Below are 24,421 nucleotides of genomic sequence, written 5' to 3'. Positions count from 1 at the left end.
GCCCGCCACGTCGACGATCGAGGCGGGCGGTCAGGGCCCGCCGCCGGAGTCGCTGGCGTGACCACTGTTGTAGGCCTGGCTGTCGTTGCCGCCGTAGCCCTTGCCGCGCATGGTGCCCCGGCGTTGGCGGCGCTGACGGTGCCCGCTCGCCGCGATCGCCTGGCGCGCCCGACGCATCGTCTCGTCGGCTCCGGTCGGGGCGCGACGACGGCGTCGCGCCCCGACCAGCAGCGCGGCCACCAGGAGTACGGCGAGCAGCAGGGCGGCCACCCCGACCGGGATCCACACTCGTCCATCCATGCTCGCGATGGTAGGTACCCGGGTCCAGCGGAGCTGGTGGCCGCCCGGGGGGAGGGCGGCCACCAGGCGTGCGTGCTCAGGACAGCGAGCAGGGATTCCCGTTGACGGTGACCAGGCCCGGGTTCGGGTTGGCGCCGCCGGAGGTCGTCGCGTTGAAGCCGAACGTCACGGTGCCGCCGGGATTGATCTTGGCGTTGTGTGACTCGTTCTTCGCGGTCACCGTCGCACCCGACTGGGTGACCTTCGCCAACCACGCCTCGCGTACCCGCTGGCCGCCGGTGAACGCGAAGCGCACGTTCCAGCCGTTGACGGCCGTGGCACCGGTGTTGCGGATGGTCAGCTGTGCGGTGAACCCGGTGCCGCCCTGCCAGGTGCCGTAGTTGCTGTAGCTCACCGAGCAGGTGCTGGCCGGCACCGCGCCGGCGTCACCCTGGTCGGCCAGGAACGAGGCGATCCAGGTCAGCGCCGAGTTCCAGTTGATCGCCACCTCGTTCGTCGAGTACGAGTTGATGTCGTCGACGTAGCAGAACATCGGCTTGCAGCCGGCGAGCAGCTGTGCCACGAACGGATCCTGCAGGGCGGCGTTCGGTCCACCGGCGATGGAGCCGGCCGGCGGTCGGGGCAGGTTCGGGTCGAGCTGGTGGCCGAAGATCCGACTGTGCTGGTTCTGCGCGGCGTGCTCGCCCCACCCGGTGACGTAGGAGATGTTCAGGGCGTTGCGGCCGAAGATGTAGTCCATCGCCTGCACGGCCCCGTCGCGGTAGGCGGGGTTCCGGGTCAGGTCGAACGCGGTGGCCAGCACGACGGCGTTGTTGATGACGTTGCTGTTGCCGCCCCAGAAGTAGCTGTTGGCGTCACCGGGCATCGGCAGCCCGTACGCCTGCCGGCGCAGCTCCGCGAGGTACGCGTCGGCCGCGGTGGTGACCGAGGCGCGGACCCGGGTGAGGTCGGCGGCGGGCAGCCCGTTCGGCACGGTGGCCAGGTCGAGGCGGCCCAGCGCGGCCACGCTCTGCCAGCCGAAGCCCCGCGCCTCGAACACGTCTCCGGTGTGGTGCGGCGACGCGGTCAGGTCGGTCAGGTAGGTCGCCGCGCCGGTGCTGAGGTACAGCTCGGACGCCGCCCAGTAGAACTCGTCGGTGACGTTGCTGTCGTCGTACGCGCCGCCACCGGTGCCGTCGGTCGGGCTGGCGTACACCGCGGGGTGGGCCTTGGCCGCGGCGTAGGCCGTGGTCGCGGCGGTGCCGCAGCGGGTCGCGAACGCCGCGTCGTAGGGGGCGAACAGTCGCGCGCACTGGGCGGCGGTGGCGGCCAGGTTGAGGGTGGCCGCGGTCGACGGCGGGTGCAGCTCACGCGGTTGTGGGTCGTCCTGCGGCGCGAGCGGCAGCCCGGTCCAGTTCTGGTCGTGGATCTTGTGGTGGACCATCCCGGCCAGTGGCTTGCCGGCTGGTACCTGCATGCGCAGCAGGAACTCCAGCTCCCAGCGGGCCTCGTCGAGGATGTCCGGCACACCGTTGTCGCGTTCCGGCACCCGCAGCGTGCTGTCGGCGAGTTCGGCGCCGCCGTCGGCGGTCGCCGCGGTCTTGGTGCGCTCGAAGGTGTTCAACAGTTGGTAGGTGGCGATGCCGCCGTTGACCACGTACTTGCCGTGGTCGCCGGCGTCGTACCAGCCGCCGCGCACGTCCAGCGAGTAGTCGCAGACGCCCGGCTGGCAGGGCACGTTGGTGTCGCCCTTGTTGGGTGCCACGTCGAGGTGTCCGGCGGGGCGGGCGTACTCGTCGCCGATCAGGTCGCCGTCGATCGCGATGCCGCTGCGCTGGGCGTAGAAGAACTGCAGCGAGTCGGAGCGCAGTTGGTCGTAGACGGCGCCGGAGATGTCGAACGGGTGACTGGTCTCGCCGTCGACGGTGAGGGTCAGTCCGCTGCCGGGGGTGCGGTAGCTGGAGAAGTCGACGGTCTGCACGTTCTGGCCGGAGGCGGCGTCGACACCGCGTGCGGTGGTGGTGCCACTGGCCACGACGGCACCGGCAGCGCTGCGCAGCTGCCACGGCAGCGCGCTGGTGGACTCGGTGACGACTGTGGCGTTCTTCGGCCCGCCGGGCAGGTAGCCGACCTGGTTGACGCGCACCCGCGGCCCGGTGTCCGGAACGTACGGCTCGGGCGGTTCGCCGCCGCGCAGCGAGACGTCGTCGAGGCAGATGGTCTGCGTCTGGGCGGAGCCGCCGACCTGGAAGATCAGTTGGGCGTTGGAATTGTCGTCCGGGACGGTGAAGGTCTGCTCGACCCGCTGGAGGGTGCCGGTCGCGGTGGCGTCGACGGCCGCGTACGTCGTGTACGGGGCACTGCCCAGTTGCAGCACGGCCTTGACGGCGGCGCCGGGGGTGGCGGAGACGGCGAAGCCGAGGGTGTATTCGGCGCCCGCGATCAGCGGCACCCCGTCCTGGCCGATGCCGGCGTCCCAGGGGTTGGCCAGCCCGCCCGCCACGGTGGTGCAGAGCTGCCCGTCGGTGACCGCGAGTGCGCCGGTGCCGAACGAGAACCAGGGGCTCACCCCCTCGCTGAAGTCGCCGTTGTCGATCTGCTCGGGGGCATCCGGCGGTGGCGCGGCGTGGGCCGCGCCGGCGCCCGCGCCGGTGAGGGCCAGGGTGGTCGCCGCGGCCAACAGGAGGCGGCGTCGGGATCTCGTCACGGGGAGTCCTTCCGGACGGGTGGGGGACGGTGGTGGTGACCGAAAACCTGGGAGCGCTCCCAGGTAACGGCTCGATGTTTCCAGCGGCGGCACCGCGTGTCAATTGATCTGACTGGATGGGTTCTGGCGCGCGACGAGGGCGACCGCCGCGCCCGGCTCGGCCCGGGACACCGGCGTGTGGACGTGAGATTGGCCGCGCCACGCGCCGTCGTCCTGATCTCCTAGAGACAACTGCGCCCTTCGCCTGGCAGGCTGCCTCCCATGACCCTGAAGCTGCGTTCCGTGGGAACGAGCGACCGTGGGCTGATCCGCAGCGGAAACCAGGACGCCCTGCACGCCGGGAACTGGCTCGTCGCCGTCGCCGACGGCATGGGCGGGATGGCCGCCGGCGACCTGGCCAGCGCCCTCACCATCGACGCGCTGGCTCCGCTGGACCTGGAAACCCCCGAGGACGCCCTGGTGGCCGCGCTCGAAGGTGGCATCGCGCTGGCCACCTCCCGGATCCGGCAGGCGGTCGCCGAGGATCCCGAGCGCCAGGGCATGGGCACCACACTCACCGCCCTGCTGTTCGCCCGGACCGGCAGTTGCCTGGCCCTCGCGCACGTCGGCGACTCCCGGGCCTACCTGTTCCGCGAGGGCGTGCTCAAGCAGGTCACCCGGGACGACACGTTCGTCCAGATGCTGGTGGACCAGGGCGTGATCACCGCGGACCAGGCCAGCAGCCATCCGCGCCGCGCCGTCGTCACCCAGGCGCTCCAGGGTGAGGAGGTCAACCCGTCGTACTCGACCATGGTGCCCCGGGTCGGCGACCGCTGGCTGCTGTGCAGCGACGGCCTCTCCAACGTCGTCCGCCCGGACACCCTCACCGAGGTGCTCAGGGACTATCCCGATCGGACCGCCTGCACGGGCAAGCTGATCGATCTGGCACTGCACGCCGGCGCACCGGACAACGTGAGTGTCGTGGTGGCCGACGTCCTGGAGGAGTAGCGCCGGCGCTCAGCGTCGGCGTGGCGCGGCGCGCCGGGTGGGGGTCGCCGTCCGAGGATCCTCCGGCCACGGATGCCGGGGATAGCGCCCGCGCAACTCGGCGCGCACCTGCGGGTAGCCGGTACGCCAGAACGAGTCCAGGTCGGCGGTGACCGCCACCGGCCGGCCGGCGGGGGAGAGCAGGTGCAGCAGCACCGGTGTCCGCCCGGCACCGATGCGGGGGGCCGCCGACCAGCCGAACGTCTCCTGGAGCTTCACGGCGAGCACCGGCGCGGCCGGATCGGTGTAGTCCACCCGTACCCGGGACCCGCTCGGCACCTCGATCCGCTCCGGGGCCAGCTCGTCCAGGCGGGCGGCCTGCGCCCAGGGCAGTAACCGGCGCAGTGCCGACGGCACGTCCACCCGGGCCAGGTCGGCCCGACGGCGAGCCCCGGCCAGCTCGGGACCCAGCCAGGTCGCGGCGGCGTCGAGCAACGCCTCGTCGCTGACCTCCGGCCACGGGTCGCCCAGGTGGTGCCGGAGGAACCCGAGGCGCTCCCGCAGCGCCCGCGCCGCCGGTGTCCAGGTCAGCAGCCCCAGCCCCTCCTGGCGAAGACCGGTCAACACGGCCGCCGCCACCTCCGCCCGCTCCGGCCGGTCCAGCCGCCGCTGGAGCAGCTCGATCGCGCCCAGTCGGGTCACCTCCCGGGCCACCACGTCACCGTCGGACCAGCCCACCTCGCGACTCGTCCGGAGCAGCGGGCCGGCCGCCTCCCGGGCCGTCGCCTCGTCCACCGGCGAGGCCCGGCGGATCCGGGCCGACGGCGCGCCGGGGTTGCGGTCCGCGACGGCCACCGCCAGCCAGTCGGACCCGGCCAGCCCCGACCCGGCCGTCAGCTCCGCGGCGGTCCCGCCGGTCATCAGGTACGACGATCCGCCCGGCCGCCGCACCCGGGCCAACCGCTCCGGGTACGCCAGACCGACGAGGAGCCCGGCGGCGAGATCGTCGCTCAGCCCACCCGAGCCGGGGGCGGCGCGGCCGTCGGTCGGGGAGCCGGTGGGTAACGCGGCCCGCAACCGGCGTACCTCGGTGCGCCAGCGGGCGGTCGCCCCCGCGTCGACGCCGGCGCGCAGCCGACGCCAACCGGCGACCAGGTCGTCGCCGGGGCCGGCCGCGCCCTCCTCGGCGAGCAGGGCGACCACCTCGGCCGCCCGGTCCGCGCCGACCCGACCGGCGCCGTCGAGCAGCGCCCTGGCCAGCCGTGGGTGCGCGCCGGCGGCGGCGATCGCCCGCCCCCGCGCGGTGATCCGACCGTCGACGTCGACCGCGCCCAGGGTGAGCAGGGTGTCCCGGGCCACCGTCAGCGCGGCAGCCGGTGGCGCGTCGGGCAGCGCGAGCCCGACGCCGTCCGGCCGGCCCCAGGCGGCCAGCTCCAGTGCGAAGCCGGTCAGGTCGGCGGTGGCGATCTCCGGCTCGGCGCGGGCGGGCAACCGTTCGTGGGTCGCCGCGGACCAGCAGCGGTAGACGTACCCGGGGGCCTCCCGACCGGCCCGACCGGCCCGCTGGGTGGCGGCGGCTCGGGAGACCGGCACGGTGACCAGCGCGCCCAGCCCACGGGCCAGGTCGATGCGGGGCACACGGGACAGCCCGGCGTCCACCACCACCCGTACGCCCGGCACGGTCAGGCTGGTCTCGGCCAGCGCGGTGGCCAGCACGACCCGGCGTCGGTCGGCGGGACGCAGGGCCGCGTCCTGCTCGGCGCCCCGCTGCCGGCCGTGCAGCGGCAACAGGGCGACGGTGTCCCGCAGGTCGGCCAGCCGCCCGCTGACCGCCGCGATCTCGCCGGCGCCGGGCAGGAAGACCAGCACGTCACCGGCGCGTTCGCGCAGCGCCCGCCGGACGGTCGCGGCCACGTGGTCGAGCAGTGCCCGATCCACCGGCCCGGCACCGGAGGTGACGATCGGGCGCGCCGGCGGGGCCCAGATCCGCTCAACCGGGTGCAGTGCCGAGTCGGCCCGTACCACCGGGGCCGGGGCGGACCCGCCGAGCAGCGCGGCGAAGCGGTCGGTGTCCGGGGTGGCGGACATCGCCAGCAGCCACAGATCCGGCCGCAGCGCGGCCCGCGCCTCCACCGTGAAGGCCAGCGCCAGGTCGGCGTCGAGTTGCCGCTCGTGGCACTCGTCGAGCAGCACCGCGCCCGTGCCGGACAGCTCCGGGTCGTGGTGCAGCCGGCGGACCAGCAGGCCGGTGGTGACCACCTCCACCCGCGTCGCGGAGCTGACCCGACGCTCGCCGCGCACCGCGTAGCCGACGCGGTCGCCGACCCGTTCACCGAGCAACTCGGCCATCCGTCGGGCGGCGGCGCGCGCGGCCACCCGACGGGGTTGCGCGATCACCACCCGACCGCTCACCCGGTCGGCCACGGCCAGTGGCGCGAGGGTGGTCTTGCCGGTGCCCGGCGGAGCGACCAGGACGCCGGCCCCGGCCGCGTCGAGTGCCGCGACAAGCGCCGGCAGCACCGGGCGTACCGGCAGGTCCAGGGTTACGTCGGAGAGCACGGCCCAGTCTCGCACCGGCGCGGGTGCCTCCGGGTACGACGGTGGGCCGGGTCTGTCGACCCGGCCCACCGTCGTCGCTACCTCAGTACGTGCCGTCGAGCTGGCCGCGCAGCTTGGTCAGCGCGCGGGTCAACAGCCGGGAGACGTGCATCTGCGAGACACCGATCTGGTCGGCGATCTGCGACTGGGTCAGGTTGCCGTAGAAGCGCAGCGTGAGGATCTTCTGCTCGCGCTCGTCGAGGGTGGCCAGCGCCGGGCCGAGAGCGACCCGCAGCTCCGCCAGCTCGAACTCGTTGTCCTCGCCGCCGAGCATGTCACCCAGCTCGGTGGCGCGCTCGCCGTCACCGGTCGGGGTGGACAGCGACACCGCGTTGTAGGCGCGGGCGCCCTCCAGGCCCTCCAGGACCTCTTCCTCGGTGAGCTTGAGGTGGGCGGCGATGTCGGCGACCGTCGGCGAGCGGCCGAGGGTCTGCAGCAGCGAGCTGTTGGCGTCGGAGATGGCCAGCCGCAGCTCCTGGAGCCGGCGGGGCACCCGGATGTCCCAGGTGCGGTCCCGGAAGTGCCGCTTGAGCTCGCCGATGATGGTGGGGATCGCGTACCCGGCGAAGTCGACACCGCGGGACGGGTCGAACTTGTCGATGGCCTTGATCAGGCCGACCGCGGCGGTCTGGGCCAGGTCGTCGGTCGGCTCGCCGCGGCCGCTGTAGCGGTGGGCCAGGTGGTTGGCCAGCGGCAGCCAGGCCTCGATGGCGCGGTCCCGCAGTGCGGCGCGCGACGGGTGGTTGGCGGGCAGGGCCGCCATGGCGTTGAGCAGGTCGGCGGCGCTGTCGGTGAGCGCGCGGGGGTCAAGCTTGGTGCTGGCCTTCGCCGTGGTGCTCGGCTGCTCGGTGATCGTTGGCGCGGTCATGGGTGGTCCTCCCTGCACCTCGTCCGCGGACAAAAAGGTGTGACGCTTTGGTTTAGCTTTCAATGGGCCGTTCGGGACTCACCTTAGCCTGATCGTCTCCCCGAAATCTAGCCGAAAGGCTGATGCACTTAAGGCGTGTCGTGGAGCAAAAAGTGCAAATAGGGCGCAAATGGGGAGAGCTGTGAGCACCCTTACCCATCGGCCGAGTGGTCAACATGGAATCCGACAGGTGAACAGAAGTGTCGACTATCCGTCGTTGTCCCGCCGGTGGGACCGGCCGTAGCGTCGCGTGTACACACCCGGTTCGGAGGCACCGTGCTCGATCCAGCCGCTCCCCAGCTCGTCGTGAACAGTCGCACGCTCTACTTCAGCTGGATCCCGGCCGACCCGGACGCCGTCGCCGCACTGGTCCCACCGGGCCTGTGCCCGCGCCCCGACCACCAGGTGTTCCTCAACCAGTACATCGTCGAGGACGAGACGCAGACCTCCGGCTTCGGCGCGTACTCGCTCACCTATCTCGGCGTCTCGCTCCTCGGCGTCGACGCGCCCGGTGGGCTCAACCCGGGCGGCTGGTGGACCACCTACGTGGCCTCCAGCACCGTGGTCCGTGAGTACGCGGCCGCCCGCGGCGCCCCGGTGTTGACCGGCCGGACCCGGATCGAGGTGCGCGGCGAGGCCCTGCTCTCCGAGACGGACATCGACGGGACGACGTTGATCCGGGCACGGTGCCGGGTGGGGGAGACCGGCCACGCGATCAGCAGCGGTCACCACCGCTACTTCACCCGCCGCGACGGCCAGCTCCTCAGCTCGGTCTACCCCTTCGTCGCCGAACCGGTGGCCCCGTTCGAGATCGAGTCGGTGGAGTTCCTCCAGCCGGGGCATCCGATGTACGCGCTCCGCCCGGCCAACCCGCTGACCATCGGCTTCGGCTACTACTCGCCGCGCTCCTCATTCGCCTACCCCGGTGGGTTGAGCGTGCATCCGGTCGCCGCCGCGGCGGAGCCGCTCCGGTCGACTCACCAGGTGCCGGCCAGCCTCGCCCGCAGCGGCCTGCCGTCCGGGTCGTAGACCAGCCGGTACACCGGCAGTGCCCAGGCACGGGTGTACCACGGCAGCCGCTCGGGGCGGTGCGGGCGCAGCCGGCCGGGCGGTCGCTCACCCACCTGGCCGTCGTCGTACCAGCGTTGCAGCGCGTCGGCGGCGGCCGTGACAGCCGCGACGGCGTCCGCCGGGTCGAGCAGGTCGGCGTCGTCCGCGCCGTCCGGATCCCGGTCGAGGTGCTCACGCCAGAGCCGTAGTCGCAGGTCCCGGGCGAAGGCCCGCGCGCCGTCGCCCTGGCCCGCCGGGTCGGTGGGCGCCCGCTCGTCGCGGGTGTCGTCGAGCACCGCGCAGGACAACTCGCTGTCGTGCGTCCAGGACCGGCGGTTGAAGTTGTCGCTGCCGACGCTGGCCCAGACGTCGTCCACCACGCACACCTTGGCGTGCACGTAGACCGGATCGCCGGCGTGGTTCTCCACGTCGAACACGTGCACCCGGTCCGGTGCGGCCCGTTCGCACAGCGACAGCGCCTGCTCGCGGCCGACCATGTTCGGTGGCAGCGCGAACCTGCCGTCCACGTCCGGGTGTCGGGGCACCACGGCGATCAGGTGCAGCTCCGGGTTGTCCCGCAGTGCGTGCGCGAACAGGTCCGCCACCTCGGCCGACCACAGGTACTGGTCCTCCAGGTAGATGAGTCGGCGGGCGCGACGTACCGCCTTGGTGTAACCCCGGGCCACGGTCCGCTCGCCGTCGGGCGCGAACGAGTAACGCGGGCGGACGGCGGGGTAGGTGCGCAGCACCTGGATCTGGTGGGGACCACATTCGGGCGGGTCGGCGGGTTGCTCGGGCAGCGGATCCGGCCGCAGGTCCGCGCCGCGCAACCGGTCCCGCAGGTAGGCCATCGGGTTTTCCGAGTCCAGCGGCATCGGGTCGGTCCAGCGTTCCCGGAACAGCGTGTCCAGCGCACCGACCACCGGGCCCCGCACCGCGAGCTGGACGTCGTGCCAGGGCGGGTTGGGGCCGTACCGGGGGGACATCTGGACCGGCTGCGGATCACCGTGGTGAGCGGCGTCGTCGCGCCGGCTGTGGCACAGGTCGATCCCGCCGGCGAACGCGACGTCCCGTTCGGGTGCGTCCAGGTGCCGCAGCACCACGAGCTTCTGGTGGTGCGAGCCGCCACGGCGGACCCGCTGGTCGAGCAGCACCTCGCCACCGGCCGCGGAGATCGTCTCGCTGAGGTCGCGATTTTCCGCCTCGCTGTAGGCGAGCACGTCGAGGTGCGAGCGCCAGATCAGTCCCTTGACCACCACGCCGCGCTGGGCGGCCTGGGCGAAGAGTTGGGCCACGGTCGGGCCGTCGGGACGCAGCCGCTCGTCCGGGTCACCGCGCCAGTCGGTGAAGAACAGGTGGTCGCCAGGCCCCAGTGCCTCCACCTCGTCGACCAGCCGGTCGAAGTAGGCGGCACCGTGAATCAGCGGCTCAGCGAGGTTTCCCCTGGTCCAGACGGGTAACCCAGACACCGGGTTGGCGCGTTCCTGCGCGGTGAGGAACCAGTCCTGCGACGGCAACGTCCAGCCCCCCTGGAGGTCGGCAACGTCCTCACGGTAGGACCCCCGACGCGGGTCCGCACGCCAGCCCGGCAGACCGGTGACCTGGCCAACGCCATCGCAGCCACGCGACAACAGCCGAGGAGGCCACACCATGCCCCGCGACACAACGAACCCCGTGACCGAGTACCGCGAGCCGGCGGTGGAGAGCGAACGGGGTGCGCTGGTAGCGGTGTTGGTGATGGTGATTCTTGGTGTGGCTGGGATTTTTGCGGTCTCCTGAGGCGGCGCCGGCGCGCCCGTGGTGAACCGGGGGCGCCGGCGCCGACCTCAGTGCCGACGAAGGGTCAGGGCCGGGCGCCCTGGCCGCCGGTGTGCGGCAGCCGCTCGGTGGGGATTACGCCGAGTCGACCGGCCTTGAAGTCGTCGAACGCCTGGAGCAGTTCGTCGCGGGTGTTCATCACGAACGGGCCGTACTGCGCCACCGGCTCCCGGATCGGCTTGCCACCCATGATGTAGAGATCCAGCGCCGGGGTGTTGCTGTCCTGCGCGGTGTCCGCGCCGAAGCGCAGCGCGTCGCCCGGGCCGTGCACCGCGAGCTGACCGGTGCGGACCGGCCGCCGCTCGGTGCCGACCGTGCCGCGACCGCCGAGCACGTACACCAGGGCGTTGAAGTCGGGCTGCCAGGGCAGGTCGACCTGCGCCCCGGGCTGCACCGTGACGTGGGTGATGGTGATCGGCGTGAAGGTCGACCCCGGGCCGCGGTGCCCGGCGATCTCACCGGCGATGACGCGGATCAGCGCGCCGCCGTCGGGCGTGGTGAGCAGCGCCGACTGCCGGCCCCGGATGTCCTGGTAGCGGGGCGGGTTCATCTTGGCCGAGCGGGGCAGGTTGACCCAGAGCTGGGTGCCGTGGAAGAGCCCACCGCTCATCACCAGGTGCTCCGGCGGCGCCTCGATGTGCAGCAGGCCGCTGCCCGCCGTCATCCACTGCGTGTCGCCGTCGGTGATGGTGCCGCCACCGCCGTTGGAGTCCTGGTGGTCGAAGATGCCGTCGATGATGTACGTGACGGTCTCGAAGCCGCGGTGCGGGTGCCACGGGGTGCCCTTGGGCTCGCCCGGCGCGTAGTCCACCTCGCCCATCTGGTCGAGGTGGATGAACGGGTCCAGGTCGGTGGTCGACACCCCGGCGAAGGCGCGACGGACCGGGAAGCCCTCACCCTCGAAGCCGCTGGGCGCGGTGGTCACCGTGCGGACCTTGCGGAATGCGGTGCTCTCGCCGAGGTGGGGCAGGCGCGGCAGGACAACGACGTTGTCGACGGTGATCGCGGGCATCGGAGGCTCCTTAACGGGTGGCGTGGGTGGACGAGGCGGTCCGGGCCGCGCGCAGGCGGCGGCCGAGCCGGTCGAAGACCCGGGTGAGGCAGGCGACCTCGGCGTCGTCGAGGTCGTCCATGAGGTGGGCGCGAACCGACGCCAGGTGGTGCGGTGCGGCTTCGGACAGGGCGAGCAGCCCGGCGGCGGTGAGCACCGCCTCGCTGCCGCGTCGGTCGTCCGGGCAGGGTTCCTTGCTGACCAGGCCGCGGCGCTGCATGGAGGAGATCTGGTACGTCAGTCGGCTGGGCGAGAAGATCAGCCGGTTGGCCAACTCGCCCATCCGCAGCCGTTGCCCCGGTGCCTCGGAGAGCAGGACCAGCACGTGGTAGTCGGCGAAGGTCAGCTCGCTGTCGGCGCGCAGATCCTCTTCCAACTGGGTGTAGAGACGCTGGCTGGCCTCGATGTAGGTGCGCCAGGCGGCCTCTCGGGTGCGGCCCAGGCTCTCAGTCATGACCACGACGATAGCACTTGTTCAAAATTTAACTACTGCTGTTGAGCGTTGCCTGGGTCACGTTCGGGCCGCCGAGCCGCCGGTTTCTGCAAACTTGAAGGAAGTGGATGCAAAATCAGCGGTGCGACGGCGGCGCGATGTGCCAGACTCCGGCCTCGTGGAACACCTGGAGCTCACCACCGCCGACCTGCTGCTGCGCCCCTGGCGAGACGAGGACGCGCCGGCGGTGCGCGAAGCCCTGCTCGATCCGGCCATCGCCCAGTGGAACCCGCAGGGTGGCGGCCCGATCGACGATCAGGCCGCGCTGCTCTGGGTCCGCCGCCGGGCCGACTGGTCCGCCGGTGACCACGTCTCTCTGGCGGTGGCCTCGGCGGCCGACGGGAAGCTGCTGGGCTCGGTGTCGCTGCACAGCATCCACCACGGCGACGCGTCCATCGGTTACTGGACGGCGCCGGCGGCGCGCGGGCGGCAGGTGGCGGTGCGGGCCGTCGTCCGGCTCACCGACTGGGCGTTCAGCGACCTGCGGTTGCACCGGTTGGAGCTGTGTCACGCGGTGGCCAACCCGGCGTCCTGCCGGGTCGCCGAGCGCGCCGGCTACCCCGCCGAGGGCACGCTGCGCGAGTCGTACCGCTACGGTGACGGCCGCCGCTACGACGAGCACCTGCACGCCCGTCTGTCGACCGACAGGTAGTCGGGGTCCGCACACGTTTCGGCCCGGTCGCGCCGAGCCGTCACTCGGTGACCTTGCGGAGGAAGGTCGCGAGGGCGGTCTGGACGCGCTCGATCCGCTCCGGCAGGGGCAGTGGCTCGGGCGCGGGAGGCCCGGCGTGCTTCTTCCCGCGCAGATACAGCGAACAGGCCAGGTCCGAGCACAGGTACGTGCCCACGGAGTCACCCTGCCGTCCGCTTGGACCAGCCTTGGGGGCGGTCATCAGCGAGACGCCGCCGCCGAGGTGCGTGGTCAGGCAGAACGAGCACATGCTGTGCCGCACGCGCCCCATCTGGTGCTTCGCGGCCCGCAGCACCACCCCGGCCAGCTTGCCGTCGGTCTCGGCGACCAGGTAGGCCCGCTGCGGAGCGGAGGGGTCCCGCCAGCCGAGGAAGTCGAGGTCGTCCCAGGGACGCATCGCAAGATCGTTGGGTACGGTGAGCCGCTTCGCCTCGCCCCGGCTGCAGTTGACGAAGGACGCGCGGATGGCGGATTCGGTCAGGACCAACATAGGTAGTAGCCTAGCTCTCGTAGGCAAGCGAATATTATGGCTAGGTTGGGAGAGTGCTGCATGCCACGTGCCGGGGTGACCGTCGAACGGCTGACGCTGGCCGGGGCCGAGCTGGCCGACGAGGTGGGCGTGGACAACGTGACAGTCGCCGCGCTCGCCCGCCGTTTCGGGGTGAAGGACGCGAGCCTGTACTTCCACCTCAGGAACGCACAGGACCTGCGGGTCCGCATCGCCCTGCTGGCGCTGGCGGAACTGGCCGACCGGGTGGGCGCCGCGCTCGCCGGCCGCGCCGGCAAGGACGCGCTGGTGGCCTTCGCCAACGCCTACCGGGACTACGCGACACAGCACCCGGGCCGGTACGCCGCCATGCAGATCGACCTGGACCCGGAGACCGCCGCGGCGAGCGCGGGCGTCCGACACGCCGAGATGACCCGGGCGATCCTGCGTGGCTACCGGCTCGTCGAGCCCGACCAGACCGACGCCGTCCGGATGATGCACAGCACGTTCCACGGGTTCGTCAGCCTGGAGCGCACCGGCGGCTTCCGGCACACCCCGCGGGCGACGGACGACTCGTGGTCGCGCACCCTGGACGCCCTCGACGCGGTTCTGAGCAACTGGCCGTCGCGCTGAGCTGCCCCACCGCGACGGCCTAGGCTCGGACACGTGGATCAACTGGAACTGGCCGACTGGCGGGAGCGGGTGGCCCGGCTGTACCTGTCCGACGCCGACCTGACCGGGTTCCGGGCCGGCCGCGACGACCTGTTCGCCACCCACTCGCAGAGCCCGATCCCCGCGGCGGAACGGCCGGGCTTCGCCGGGGTGCGCTACTTCCCGCCCAACCCGGAGGCCGTGGTCGAGGCACCCCTACGGTCGGCCAGCGGCGAGCTGCGGATCGACACCGGAGGCCCGGACGGAGTGGTCGCGTACCGGCGGGTGGCGGTGGCCGAGACGCCGTGGGGGCCGCTGACCCTGTGGTGGATCGAGGCGTACGGCGGCGGGCTGTTCGTGCCGCTGCGCGACGGCACCTGCGGGCGGGAGACCTACGGGGGAGGCCGCTACCTCACCGACACGGTGAAGGGCACCTTCGGTCGAGGCGTCGAGCTGCTGCCCGGCGACCGGGTCCGACTGGACGCCAACTACCTCTACAACCCCAGCTGCGCGTACGACGACCGCTGGGCGTGCCCCCTGGCGCCGCCGGAGAACCGGGTCGAGGTCGAGATCCGCGCCGGCGAGCTGGCGTACCACGACTGAACGGCCGCCCGCCCCGGATGGTGCCGGGACGGGCGGCCGGTCGATCGTCGCTCAGCGGTTGGCGGCCCCGCCGGGCATCTGCATCCGACCCATCAGCTGTCGGGCCTGGTCGGCGAGCTGCGCGTCGACGGTCACCGCGTACTGGCCGGCGCGTAGCGAGCTGGCCGAGGTGAAGTCCCGCTGCCCGCCCGTCATCGCGTGCGCGACCGCACCGAACACGGCACCCCAGATCGCGCCGATGACCAGCCCGACCAGGATCACCGCCAGCCAGTTGCCGACGGTGAAGATGCCGAACAGCAGGCCGATGAAGAGTCCGAACCAGGCGCCGGTGCCGGCGCCGAGCAGTGCGGCTCGACCGGTGGTCATCCGCCCGAGCACCGTCTCCACCAGGGTGAGGTTGGTGCCGACGATGGCGGTGTGCTCCACCGGAAAGCGATTGTCGGCCAGATAGTCGACGACCCGCTGTGCAGCCGGATAGTCCGGGTACGAGCCGATCGTCACGGTCGGCGCGCCGGTCTCCGGCCCGTGGCCGTCACCACCCGGTGTCGACAGGCGGCCGGCCGGCCCGGTTGGAAGCAGGTCGTCATCCTGTGTGCCGGGCCGCCACGCGGCGGTCGGCCCCGAAGCTGACGTCATGAGCATCCTCCCTCGTCAGCCCTCCGGGTTCCCGCCCGTGCCGAGCGGTAACGCCGGCCAGCACGCGGAGTGCCGTCCCCGGCTCGGAGGAATGGGGGCGGGCGGCCCGGGTAGCCAGGCGGGTGGAGAACGGACAGATCAGCGACTACGGGTTTCTCGCCGACGGACGCAGCGCGGCGCTGGTGGACTCCCTGGGCTCGGTTAACTGGTGGTGCCCGGGGCGGTTCGACGCCCCGTCGGTGTTCGGCCGGCTGCTCGACGAGGGCGCTGGACACTGGTCGATCCGGCCGGAGGCCGATTTCACAGTCGAACGTTGCTACCTCGACAACACCCTCGTGCTGCGGACCGTCTTCCGCACCGCGCAGGGGGACGTCGCGCTCACCGACGCGCTCGCCTTCGAGCCCGGCAGCCGTGGTCACGACATCGGGATGCGCTCCCCGCAGGTGCTGGTCCGCAGCGTGCAGGGGCTCACCGGCGCGGTGCCGATGCGGGTGCACTACCGGCCGCGCTTCGAGTACGGGCGCACCATCGCGTACCTGGTCGAGCGCGCGGACATGCTCGAAGCCATCGCCGGGGCCGCGCGGCTCACCTTCCGCAGCAGCGTGCGGTTGACGTGCGGCGAGGACGGCGATGCCACGGCGACGTTCACCGTCCGCGCCGGCGCGACCCACAACTTCACCCTCGGGTACGCCCCGACCTACGACGCCCCCCTGCCGGAGGTGCCGGACGCCGACCAGACGATCGCCGACACCGTCGCCGGTTGGCAGTCCTGGGCCGACGAGCACCACTACGAGGGCCTCTACGCCGAGGAGGTGCGGCGCAGCGGGCTGGTTATACAGGGCATGACGTACCGGCCCAGTGGCGCCGTGGTGGCCTCGGTGACCACCTCGCTGCCGGAGGAGCTCGGCGGAGACCGCAACTACGACTACCGCTACGTCTGGGTGCGCGACTTCAGCCACACCCTGCGGGCACTGTGGCGGTCGGCGTGCTTCGACGAGGTGCGGCGACAGTTCGCCTGGTTGGGGCGGGCCATGGGCCGGATCGACGACCAGCCGGTACCCATCATGTACGGGGTGCTGGGGGAGCGGGACCTCACCGAACACCGGCTCGACCAACTCGGCGGATACCGCCACAGCCCGCCGGTGGTGACCGGTAACGACGCGTGGCGGCAGCGGCAGAACGACATCTACGGCGCGGCCATGGACGCCGCCTGGCTGATGCGGGACCAGTTGGAGCCGTTCGACCCGGAGGTCTACCACCTGCTCCGGGTGCTCGCCGACCAGGCCGAGCAGGACTGGAGACAGCCCGACGCGGGGATGTGGGAGGAGCGAGGCGTCCAACACCACCACGTGTCCTCGAAGGTGGAGTGCTGGGTCGCCCTGGACCGGGCGGTCCGCTTCGGCGACCAGCTCGGCGAGCCGCAGGACCTGGCCCGCTGGACGGCGGCCCGGGACGAGGTGCGCGCGGCGATCCTCACGCGGGGGTGGAGCGACCGGCTCCAGTCGTACACCGGGATCTTCGACTCCGACGAGCTGGACGCGTCCGTGCTGGTGATGCCGCTGGTGGGTTTCCTGCGGGCCGACGACCCGCGGATGCGCGCGACGGTCCGCGCGGTGGAACGGGGGCTGTCGCACGACGGCCTGCTGCGGCGCTGGGACGGTGACCCGGCGGGCTTCGTCATCTGTTCGTTCTGGCTGGTGAGTTGCCTGGCGTTGGCCGGCGAGCGGGACCGGGCGCACGAGTTGTTTCGCGATCTGGCTGGTCGGGTCAACGACCTGGGCCTGTTCGCCGAGCAGATCAATCAACAGACCGGGGAGCAGTTGGGCAACTTCCCGCAGGCGTTCTCGCACATCGGCCTGATCAATGCCGCCGGAGTGCTCACCGACGTCGAGCGGAACCCGACGTTGCGCGAGTGCGGGATGCCCCCGGCGTACTTCACCCCGACGGGTCGTTAGCCGGGCGGGTCGTCGGGGCACGCGGGAGAATGGCCGGATGCGGTTGGTGCTCACGGCGGACACCCACGTACCGAAGCGGGCCCGGGACCTGCCCGACCCGCTCTGGGCGGCGATCGAGGCCGCGGACGTGGTGGTGCACGCCGGTGACTGGGTGGACGCGGCGCTGCTCGACGCGATGACCGCGCGGTCGCGCCGGCTGGTCGGGGTGTACGGCAACAACGACGGGCCGGTGCTGCGCGCCCGGCTGCCGGAGGTGGCCCGGGTCGACCTCGACGGCCTGTGCGTCGCCGTGGTGCACGAGACCGGGCCACGCACCGGTCGGGAGAAGCGGTGTGCGGCCCGGTTTCCCGATGTCGACGTGCTGGTCTTCGGGCACTCGCACATCCCCTGGGACACCGAGGCGCCCGGTGGTCTGCGCCTGCTCAACCCCGGCTCGCCCACCGACCGGCGTTCCCAACCCCACGCCACCTACCTCACCGCCGAGGTACACGGGGGCAGCCTGACCGAGGTGCGCCTGCACGCCCTGCCCCGTCCCTGACCGCCCCCGCAACCCGGGGTTACTGGCCTCGGCCGGTCTTGGCCTGGAGCTCGTCGATGCGCTTGGAGGCCTCGGCCTTGGTCAGGTCGTCCGGGAGATCCGCGTGGGCCTCCCGAGCCAGCGTGCCCAGGTAGGACTCCTGGGCGGCGGTCGGCGGCTCGTCACCGGTGACCCACTCGTCCGGGTCCTTGATCGCGGCGTTCTGGTCGGCCTGCTCGGTGCGGCGGTCCGTCATCACTCATCACCCTTTCTTTCGAACAGTTGTGCCAGTACCCAGGTCATCGGTGGTTCATGCCCGAACACCGCCACCTACGATCATCGAATGAGCGTGGACCGGTCGGGTGTGGTGGTGGTCGGGGCGGGCATCGCCGGGGTGGCCTGTGCGGTGGAGTTGACACGGGCCGGGGTGCCGGTGCGGGTCCGGGAGCGAGGGCACGTCTGCGGTGGCCGCATGGCCAGCAAGCGCTTCGAGGGACGACCCGCGGACATCGGGGCGGCGTACTTCACCGCCACCGACCCGGACTTCGTCGCCGTCACCGAGCAGTGGCGCGCCGCCGGTCTGGTCCGGGAGTGGACCGACACCTTCCAGGCGTACGACGAGAACGGGCGCCACGACGTGCCCGGCCCGATGCGCTTCGCCGCCCCGCGTGGGCTGCGTTCGCTTGTCGAACACCTGGCCAGCGAGGTGCCGGTGACCGTGGATCGGCTGGTGCTCGGCGTGGAGCCCGGCCCGGCCGTGGACGGCGAACCGTGCGCCGCGGTCGCGCTGGCCATGCCCGGTCCGCAGGCCGCCCTGCTGCTCGACCCGGCGCTGACCGACGCCACCCGCGCCGTGCAGGCACAACGCTGGTCACCGTCCCTGGCCGTGGTGCTGCGCTTCCCGACCCGGCGGTGGCCGGACTTCCGCGGCGCGTTCGTCAACGGCCATCCCGTCGTCAATCTCGTCTGCGACGACGGCGACCGGCGCGGTGACGGCGCTCCGGTGCTCGTCGCGCACACGGTGCCGGAATTCGCCGCCGGGCACCTGGCCCAGCCCACCGGTGCCGCCCCGGCCGTCGAGCAGGCCGTCCGGGACCTGTTGGGGTTGCCCGAACAGGCCGTCGACGTGCGGGTGCACCGCTGGACGTACGCGAAGCCTTCAAGCGGTGCCACCGGTGCCACCTACCACCTGGATGCCGACGGGATCGGCCTGGCCGGCGACGCGTTCGGCAAACCTCGGGTGCAGAGTGCCTGGCGCTCCGGTCGGGACCTGGGCCGCGCCATCGCCGCCCGCCTGGCCTGACCTGTTCGTTCAGGAGTGGCCGGCTGCGGCGACCGGCCGGGCGTCGGCGTCCCGCTCGGCCGGGTCGGAGGTGCGTTCGCCCTCCCGGTCGAGCAGCTGCATGACCGGGGTCGCCGTGATGCCGTGCACCACCACGGACACGAGCACCACCAGCCCGACGGTCGCCCACAGCAGCTCGGCCTGCGGGAAGTCCGCCTTCGTGGTGGCGTACGCGAGGTAGTAGAACGAGCCGACACCGCGGATGCCGAACAACGAGATCACCCAGTGCTCGGCCGGTCGCCCCGGCGCGCCCCGCAGCGACAACCAGCCGAACAGCGGCCGGATCAGGAACACCAGCGCCAACCCGACGGCGGCCGCCGGCCAGGTCAGCGGCGCCAGCAGACCACCCACGATCGCGCCGCCGAGCAGCAGCAACAGCACCAGGGTGAGCAGCCGTTCGACCTGCTCGGCGAAGTCGTGCAGCACCGAGTGGAACTGGTGGGTCCGCTCGGCGGCCCGGATGGCCCGCGCGGCCACGAACACCGCCAGGAAGCCGTACCCGCCGACGACCTCGACCAGCCCGTACGCCAGGAACGTGGCGGCCAGCGCCAGGAAGCCCTCGGCGTGCCGGGCCAGCCGCAGCTCACTGGGCGCGCGGAAGAACAGCTTGCCGAGCAACCAGCCGATCAGCAGCCCACCGCCGACCCCGACGCCCACCTTCCAGAGCACGTCGACGGTGAACCACTCGGCCATCCAGTCGCCCGGGGCGAGGCTGGTCGAGGCGATGGCGATGGCGGCGTAGACGAACGGGAACGCCAGCCCGTCGTTGAGGCCGGCTTCCGAGGTCAACGCGAAGCGGACTTCGTCCTCGGAGTCCTCCACGTCCGTCGGCTCGCCGACCTGCACGTCGGCGGCGAGCACCGGATCGGTCGGGGCCAGCGCGGCGCCCAACAACAGGGCGGCGGCCGGCACCAGGCCCGCCCACCACCAGCCGAGCAGGGTCACCGCCGCGATGCACAGGGGCATGGCGATGGCCAGCAGCCGCCAGGTGGACGACCACCGCTGCCAACTCAACGGTCGGTCGATCTTGAGCCCGGCGCCCATCAGCGCAACGATCACGCCGATCTCGGTGAGATGGGTGGTCAGCTCCGGGTGGGCCAGCGGGTCCGGTGTCGGCAGCCCGACCGGCAGCAGGAACACCAGCATGCCGAGGGCGAGGAAGGCGATCGGCATGGACAGCGGACGCTGCTCCAGGACCCGGGGCAGGATGCCCGCGAGCAGAGCGCCCAGGCCCACAAGCGCGAACGCCACGTCTACCGGCTCCACGGCACCACCTTTCGGCCGCACCCGCGGGGCGCGGGCAGGTGGTGACAGACCTTGCCCCGCAACGGCACCGGCTATGCGCGTACGTGCCGGTGAACCCGAGTGATCCTCAGCGCGGTCGGGTCAGTGGCGAGTCCGCCAATTCGTCGAGCAGCGCGGCCGGGTCGTCGTACACCGCCACCGCGCCGGCGCCGGCGAGTTCGCCGCGGCTGGTGCCGCCGCAGGTCACCCCGACGCACGGAATGTTGAGCTTGCCGGCCGCGACGACGTCCCACACCGAGTCGCCGACGAAGACCACCCGCTCGGCGGCCAACCCGGACTGCTCCAGCGCGGCGACCAGGATGTCCGGGGCCGGCTTGCTCTGCTGGGCGTCCGCCGAGGAGGTGACCGTGTCGATCACGTCGTCGGCGGCCAGCGCCCGGCGCAGTGCGCCCACCTCGGACTCGGAGGCGGAGGTGGCGAGCACCACCCGCAGGCCGCGCTCGGCGCAGGCGCGCAGCAGGTCCGCGGCCCGGGGCAGCGGGGTGAGGCGATCCCAGTACTCGGCGTACAGGGTGTCGTGCGCGTCAGTCAGCTTCGCGTCGGCGTCCCGGTCCCGTTCGGGGCCGAGCAGGTGGTCGAGGAGCTTGTCCGAACCCATCCCGATCGAGCGGTGCACCACCGCCATCGGCACCGGCTGGTCGGTCTGACGCAACGCCTCCCACCAACTCACGGTGTGCAGGTACGTGGTGTCCACCAGGGTCCCGTCGACGTCGAAGAGAACTCCGGCCGGCTGTTCGCTACGCATGGCGCCCTCCTACCCGTCGGGCGGCTCAGGGATGCGCGGTCGGCGGCGTCAGAATCTCGAACCAGACCGTGGAGCCGCGGACCGACGGGTCGGTGCCCCAGGCGTCGCTGAGCTCCTCGATCAGGCCCAGGCCACGCCCACGGCTGCTCAACGTGTCGGTGCGGGTCCGGGTCACGGTGCCCCGGGTGCCGGAGTCGGCGACCGAGACCAGGAGACGCTCGGGGCTGAGGTCGATCTCCACCCGGGCGGCGGTGCCGGCGTGCAGCAACGCGTTTGTGGTCAGTTCGCTGGTGCACAGCACCGCCGCCCCGATCACCGACTCGGCCACCTGCCATTCGGTGAGCTGACCGGTCATCCAGTGCCGCACGCGGCTGGGGGCGGTCGGCTCCGCGGGTACCTCCATGCTCGCCGAGCGGCTCGGCTTGAGCGCGTGCTCGACCGCGAGCACGGCCACGTCGTCCTCGGTGCCGCCGGGCACCGCCGCCGTGGCCACGGCGCAGAGGGCACGGGGGTCGCCACTGCCGGCCTTGGCGACGGCGTCGCTGAGGCCGGCCAACCCGGCGGTGAGGCTCTGCCGACGACGCTCCACCACCCCGTCGCTGAACAGCAGCAGGGTGTCACCGGGACGGAACGGGACAATCGTGGTGCCGGGTCGGCTGCCCAGACCCAGCGGCGGGCCGGCCGGCACGTCGACGTACTCGGCGTAGCTGCGGCCCGTCGGGTCGCTGCGGCGGATCAGCGGCGCGGGGTGCCCGGCGCTGGCCAGGGTCAGCTCCCGCCGCTCCGCGTCGATGACCCCGAACGCCACGGTGACGAACAGTTCGTGGGTGCTGGCCTCCGCGCCCAGGCTGGTGACCAGCCGGTCCAGTCCGGCCAGCACCGCGTCGGGCGCCGGATCGGCCAGGGCGAGCGCGCGCAGCGCTGCCCGGACCTGTCCCATTCGCGCGGCGGCCTGCACGTCGTGGCCCGCGACGTCGCCCAGCACCACGCCGAGCGCGCCGCCGGGCAGGAGGAACGCGTCGTAGAAGTCACCGCCGGCGGCGTTGCCGTCCACCCCCGGGTCGTAGCGGGCCGCCACCCGCAACCGGGGCAGGTCCGGCAGGTGCTCCGGCAACATGCTGCGTTGCAACAACTGGGCCGTGCCGTGCTGGGTCTCGAAGCGGCGGGCCCGCTCCGCGGCCTGGCCGATCAGCTCGACCGAGGCGGCCAGCAGCGCCCGCTCGGCGGGCGACCAGGTGTGCGGCACCTGGTAGCCGACCGCGAGCCCGCCGCGCACCACCGAGGTACCCAGGGGCAGGGCCGCCATCGAGCGGATCTTCTGATCGTGGCGGTCCACCGCGATCTCCCGCAGCGGCTGCCCGTCGCGGACGAAGAACGGGCCGGCGGAGCGGGCCGCCTGCACCACCGGGGCCGACCAGTCCGCCGGAGCGCGCCGCCAGAGCGGAGGAAGCCGCTCGTCGGCCTCGTCCAGCAACTCGCCGCGGACCCGGCGCACCATGCGCCAACCGCCGCCGCCCTCGTCGACCGCGAACGAGGCCTGGTCCGGGTCGAACGTGGTGATCGCGTACCGCAGCGCCACCCGGGCCACGTCGTCGAGGGTGAGCGTGCCGGCGAGCGCCGCGGCCACCTCGCTGAGGCTCTGCAACTGCTCGGTGACGTGGGTGGTCTCGGCCGCGACCGTCAACGTGCCGACGATCTTCCCGGTGCTGTCCCGCACCGGCGAGTAGCCCCGGGTGAAGACCGCCTGCTCCACCGTCGCGGAGTGCCCCCGCACCAGCGGCAGTGTGGACTCCTTCTCCAGGAACGGCTCGCCCTGCCGGTAGGTGCGCTCGAACACCTGACCGACGCCGGGCAGCGCCCAGATCTCGGCGAACACCTCGGCGGCCGGGCGGCCGAGGGCGCTCGGGTGTTTGGTGCCCAGCAGTTCGGCGTAGCCGGCGTTGTAGAGCAGGACGAGGTCGTCTCCGTATGCCAGGGCCATCGGCATCGGCGAGGCGAGGATCAGCTCGATCACCGCCCGCACCGCGACGTCCCAGCCCTCGGGTGGACCCAGCGGAGTGCCGGCCCAGTCGTGGGCGAGCACGGCAGCGGACGTACCGGCGCCGGTGGACGTACCCGGGACCGGAGTTGCTGGCGTGGGGACTCGCCCGACCGTTCCTGGCATGTTCGCAGCCTAGTCGGCTCGTCGGAAAAGGCATCCGATCATGGCGGCGGGGCGTCGCCGCGACCGCCGCGCTGCCCATCTGGGCAGTTCAGGACCCCTGCTCGTCGGACGGCCGGGAAAAACGCGGCGCGTTGCGCGGACTGCCGGACCGGTAGCCGGGTAAGCGCCCGGCGCAGTCCATGCGACAGGAGGGACATCATGCTGAAAACCCTCGCGGTTCGGCAGGCCGACATCGGCGATGCCATCGCCGACACCTGGAGGTCGGTGCTGCTCTTCATCCCGAAGGCAGTGGCCTTCATCGTCATCCTGGTGGTCGGCTGGCTCATCGCCAGAGCCGTCCTCAAGATCGTGGATACGGTGCTGGAACGGGTGCACTTCGACCAAGCCGTCGAACGTGGCGGTATCAAACGGGCCCTGGAGAGAACGAAGTACGACGCCTCCGACATTCTGGCCAGACTGGCGTACTACGCCGTACTGCTGTTCACGCTGCAGTTCGCGTTCGGAGTCTGGGGGCCCAACGCGATCAGTGACCTGATCAGTGGCGTGGTGTCCTGGCTGCCGCGGGCGTTCGTCGCGATCGTCATCGTGGTGGTGGCGGCTGCGATCGCCAACGCCGTCCGGGATCTGGTCACCGGGGCGCTGGGCGGTCTGTCGTACGGCAAGGTCCTGGCCGACCTCGCGGCGATCTTCGTCATCGCGCTCGGCGTGATCGCCGCACTGAACCAGGTGGGTATCGCCACCACGGTGACGACCCCGGTGCTGATCGCGGTGCTCGCCACGGTGGCCGGCATCCTGATCGTCGGTGTCGGTGGCGGTCTCGTGAAGCCGATGCAGAACCGCTGGGACGGCTGGCTGGACCGGGCCGCCCGGGAAGCTCGGGCGGTGCAACAGCAGCGTCAGGCCAATGCGGCCGGGCGCAGCGACGTGGAGCGGCAGATGGCCGACCGCGGGGGCGACCGTACCCAGGCGATGCCTCGGGTGGACGAGGAAGCTCCGCAGTACCGCTCGTAGCGAGGCGGAACGGCACGGCAGGTTGGGGAGGGTGCTCCGCGCAGCGATGCGCGGGGTGCCCTCCCCGCGTCCCGTCAGGCGCCGTCGAGCGGGCGGGCCAGCGCGCAGACCGCGAGCAGCCGGGTGAGCAGCCACTCCGGGTTGCTCCAGTCCACCGGCCCGTCCGGCGGGACCCACCCGTGCTCCAGCGCGGCGGCGCGGACGCCCTCGGCGTAGCCGGCGAGGGCCGCGGCGGTCAGCGGCTGGCGGTCACCGTCGAGGCTGTCCCGCACGGCAGCCGCGTGCTGGTCGACGAGGGCCAGCAGCCCCGGTCGCGCGGCGGCGGCTGCGAGCCCGACGGTGCCGAGGGACACGGTGAGGGCGGCCAGGGTGGACCGCGCCGAGTCGACGGCGGTACGGGTGGCGACCCGGTTGAACGGCACACGCATGGTGACCGAGGCTAACC

General features: G+C 72.5%; 23 protein-coding genes. 9 read left to right on the top strand and 14 right to left on the bottom strand.

Annotated elements, in window-relative coordinates; genetic code table 11:
* Nucleotides 1–30: 30 nt before the first annotated feature.
* A complete protein-coding gene (locus AB0C01_RS01300; RefSeq protein ID WP_357569912.1) occupies nt 31–300 on the bottom strand; it encodes a hypothetical protein in 270 nt (89 codons plus the stop codon).
* A 76-nt stretch (nt 301–376) separates the two neighbouring features.
* A complete protein-coding gene (locus tag AB0C01_RS01295; RefSeq protein ID WP_357569911.1) occupies nt 377–2,986 on the bottom strand; it encodes a glycoside hydrolase family 9 protein in 2,610 nt (869 codons plus the stop codon).
* Nucleotides 2,987–3,247: 261 nt separating this feature from the next.
* Between AB0C01_RS01295 and AB0C01_RS01290 the strand changes: the two genes are divergently transcribed.
* Nucleotides 3,248–3,973: a protein phosphatase 2C domain-containing protein gene (locus AB0C01_RS01290; protein ID WP_357245523.1), complete on the top strand. Its 726-nt coding sequence runs from the start codon at nt 3,248–3,250 to the stop codon at nt 3,971–3,973.
* Between the two features lie 9 nt (nt 3,974–3,982).
* Here the strand turns inward: AB0C01_RS01290 and hrpB are convergent, their stop codons facing one another.
* The gene (gene hrpB / locus AB0C01_RS01285) at nt 3,983–6,511 is read right to left on the bottom strand and encodes an ATP-dependent helicase HrpB (protein WP_357245520.1); all 2,529 of its coding nucleotides are present in this window, start codon (nt 6,509–6,511) and stop codon (nt 3,983–3,985) included.
* Nucleotides 6,512–6,593: 82 nt separating this feature from the next.
* On the bottom strand, nt 6,594–7,418 hold the full coding sequence (locus AB0C01_RS01280; protein ID WP_357245517.1) for a SigB/SigF/SigG family RNA polymerase sigma factor: 825 nt from the start codon (nt 7,416–7,418) through the stop codon (nt 6,594–6,596).
* A gap of 315 nt (nt 7,419–7,733) precedes the next feature.
* Between AB0C01_RS01280 and AB0C01_RS01275 the strand changes: the two genes are divergently transcribed.
* Nucleotides 7,734–8,486, top strand: a complete 753-nt coding sequence (locus AB0C01_RS01275; protein WP_357569910.1) for a hypothetical protein — start codon at nt 7,734–7,736, stop codon at nt 8,484–8,486.
* Here the strand turns inward: AB0C01_RS01275 and AB0C01_RS01270 are convergent.
* From AB0C01_RS01270 to AB0C01_RS01260, 3 genes are all read right to left on the bottom strand, one after another.
* Nucleotides 8,435–10,024 carry a phospholipase D-like domain-containing protein gene (locus AB0C01_RS01270; protein WP_357245512.1) on the bottom strand — a complete coding sequence of 530 codons (1,590 nt, stop codon included), beginning with the start codon at nt 10,022–10,024 and terminating at the stop codon, nt 8,435–8,437. The genes AB0C01_RS01275 and AB0C01_RS01270 overlap by 52 nt on opposite strands.
* 326 nt (nt 10,025–10,350) lie before the next feature.
* Nucleotides 10,351–11,337: a pirin family protein gene (locus AB0C01_RS01265; RefSeq protein ID WP_357245510.1), complete on the bottom strand. Its 987-nt coding sequence runs from the start codon at nt 11,335–11,337 to the stop codon at nt 10,351–10,353.
* A gap of 10 nt (nt 11,338–11,347) precedes the next feature.
* Nucleotides 11,348–11,830 carry a MarR family transcriptional regulator gene (locus AB0C01_RS01260; protein ID WP_357245507.1) on the bottom strand — a complete coding sequence of 161 codons (483 nt, stop codon included), beginning with the start codon at nt 11,828–11,830 and terminating at the stop codon, nt 11,348–11,350.
* A 157-nt stretch (nt 11,831–11,987) separates the two neighbouring features.
* Between AB0C01_RS01260 and AB0C01_RS01255 the strand changes: the two genes are divergently transcribed.
* Nucleotides 11,988–12,521, top strand: a complete 534-nt coding sequence (locus tag AB0C01_RS01255; protein ID WP_357245504.1) for a GNAT family N-acetyltransferase — start codon at nt 11,988–11,990, stop codon at nt 12,519–12,521.
* A 40-nt stretch (nt 12,522–12,561) separates the two neighbouring features.
* On the opposite strand, the gene AB0C01_RS01250 is transcribed toward AB0C01_RS01255, so the two are convergent.
* Nucleotides 12,562–13,050 carry an FBP domain-containing protein gene (locus AB0C01_RS01250; RefSeq protein ID WP_357245501.1) on the bottom strand — a complete coding sequence of 163 codons (489 nt, stop codon included), beginning with the start codon at nt 13,048–13,050 and terminating at the stop codon, nt 12,562–12,564.
* A gap of 60 nt (nt 13,051–13,110) precedes the next feature.
* Between AB0C01_RS01250 and AB0C01_RS01245 the strand changes: the two genes are divergently transcribed.
* A complete protein-coding gene (locus tag AB0C01_RS01245; RefSeq protein WP_357245499.1) occupies nt 13,111–13,680 on the top strand; it encodes a TetR/AcrR family transcriptional regulator in 570 nt (189 codons plus the stop codon).
* A gap of 33 nt (nt 13,681–13,713) precedes the next feature.
* Nucleotides 13,714–14,301, top strand: coding sequence for a DUF1684 domain-containing protein (locus tag AB0C01_RS01240; RefSeq protein WP_357569909.1), 588 nt, complete (start codon nt 13,714–13,716; stop codon nt 14,299–14,301).
* A gap of 51 nt (nt 14,302–14,352) precedes the next feature.
* On the opposite strand, the gene AB0C01_RS01235 is transcribed toward AB0C01_RS01240, so the two are convergent.
* Nucleotides 14,353–14,937: a general stress protein gene (locus tag AB0C01_RS01235; RefSeq protein WP_357245493.1), complete on the bottom strand. Its 585-nt coding sequence runs from the start codon at nt 14,935–14,937 to the stop codon at nt 14,353–14,355.
* Between the two features lie 122 nt (nt 14,938–15,059).
* On the opposite strand from AB0C01_RS01235, the gene AB0C01_RS01230 reads away from it, so the two are divergent.
* Nucleotides 15,060–16,892 (top strand): glycoside hydrolase family 15 protein, encoded by a 1,833-nt coding sequence (locus AB0C01_RS01230; protein WP_357245490.1) that lies wholly within the window; start codon nt 15,060–15,062, stop codon nt 16,890–16,892.
* 37 nt (nt 16,893–16,929) lie between these two features.
* Nucleotides 16,930–17,430, top strand: coding sequence for a YfcE family phosphodiesterase (locus tag AB0C01_RS01225; protein ID WP_357569908.1), 501 nt, complete (start codon nt 16,930–16,932; stop codon nt 17,428–17,430).
* 19 nt (nt 17,431–17,449) lie between these two features.
* On the opposite strand, the gene AB0C01_RS01220 is transcribed toward AB0C01_RS01225, so the two are convergent.
* Nucleotides 17,450–17,665, bottom strand: a complete 216-nt coding sequence (locus AB0C01_RS01220; RefSeq protein WP_357245484.1) for a DUF3072 domain-containing protein — start codon at nt 17,663–17,665, stop codon at nt 17,450–17,452.
* A 108-nt stretch (nt 17,666–17,773) separates the two neighbouring features.
* Between AB0C01_RS01220 and AB0C01_RS01215 the strand changes: the two genes are divergently transcribed.
* Nucleotides 17,774–18,712: an FAD-dependent oxidoreductase gene (locus tag AB0C01_RS01215; RefSeq protein WP_357246165.1), complete on the top strand. Its 939-nt coding sequence runs from the start codon at nt 17,774–17,776 to the stop codon at nt 18,710–18,712.
* A 9-nt stretch (nt 18,713–18,721) separates the two neighbouring features.
* On the opposite strand, the gene AB0C01_RS01210 is transcribed toward AB0C01_RS01215, so the two are convergent.
* The 3 genes from AB0C01_RS01210 to AB0C01_RS01200 form a co-directional block, all read right to left on the bottom strand.
* Nucleotides 18,722–20,017 carry a cation:proton antiporter gene (locus AB0C01_RS01210; RefSeq protein WP_357245481.1) on the bottom strand — a complete coding sequence of 432 codons (1,296 nt, stop codon included), beginning with the start codon at nt 20,015–20,017 and terminating at the stop codon, nt 18,722–18,724.
* A 106-nt stretch (nt 20,018–20,123) separates the two neighbouring features.
* Complete coding sequence (locus AB0C01_RS01205; RefSeq protein ID WP_357245478.1) at nt 20,124–20,801, bottom strand: HAD family hydrolase; 678 nt, start codon at nt 20,799–20,801, stop codon at nt 20,124–20,126.
* 25 nt (nt 20,802–20,826) lie between these two features.
* Nucleotides 20,827–22,965 (bottom strand): SpoIIE family protein phosphatase, encoded by a 2,139-nt coding sequence (locus tag AB0C01_RS01200; RefSeq protein WP_357569907.1) that lies wholly within the window; start codon nt 22,963–22,965, stop codon nt 20,827–20,829.
* A gap of 198 nt (nt 22,966–23,163) precedes the next feature.
* Between AB0C01_RS01200 and AB0C01_RS01195 the strand changes: the two genes are divergently transcribed.
* Nucleotides 23,164–23,976, top strand: coding sequence for a hypothetical protein (locus AB0C01_RS01195; protein ID WP_357245474.1), 813 nt, complete (start codon nt 23,164–23,166; stop codon nt 23,974–23,976).
* A 74-nt stretch (nt 23,977–24,050) separates the two neighbouring features.
* On the opposite strand, the gene AB0C01_RS01190 is transcribed toward AB0C01_RS01195, so the two are convergent.
* Nucleotides 24,051–24,404, bottom strand: coding sequence for a DUF6401 family natural product biosynthesis protein (locus AB0C01_RS01190; RefSeq protein WP_357245471.1), 354 nt, complete (start codon nt 24,402–24,404; stop codon nt 24,051–24,053).
* Nucleotides 24,405–24,421: the final 17 nt, after the last annotated feature.

Source organism: Micromonospora sp. NPDC048905 (assembly GCF_040649655.1).
Classification (GTDB): Bacteria; Actinomycetota; Actinomycetes; order Mycobacteriales; family Micromonosporaceae; genus Micromonospora.
This window is presented reverse-complemented; position numbering and strand designations above follow the sequence as displayed.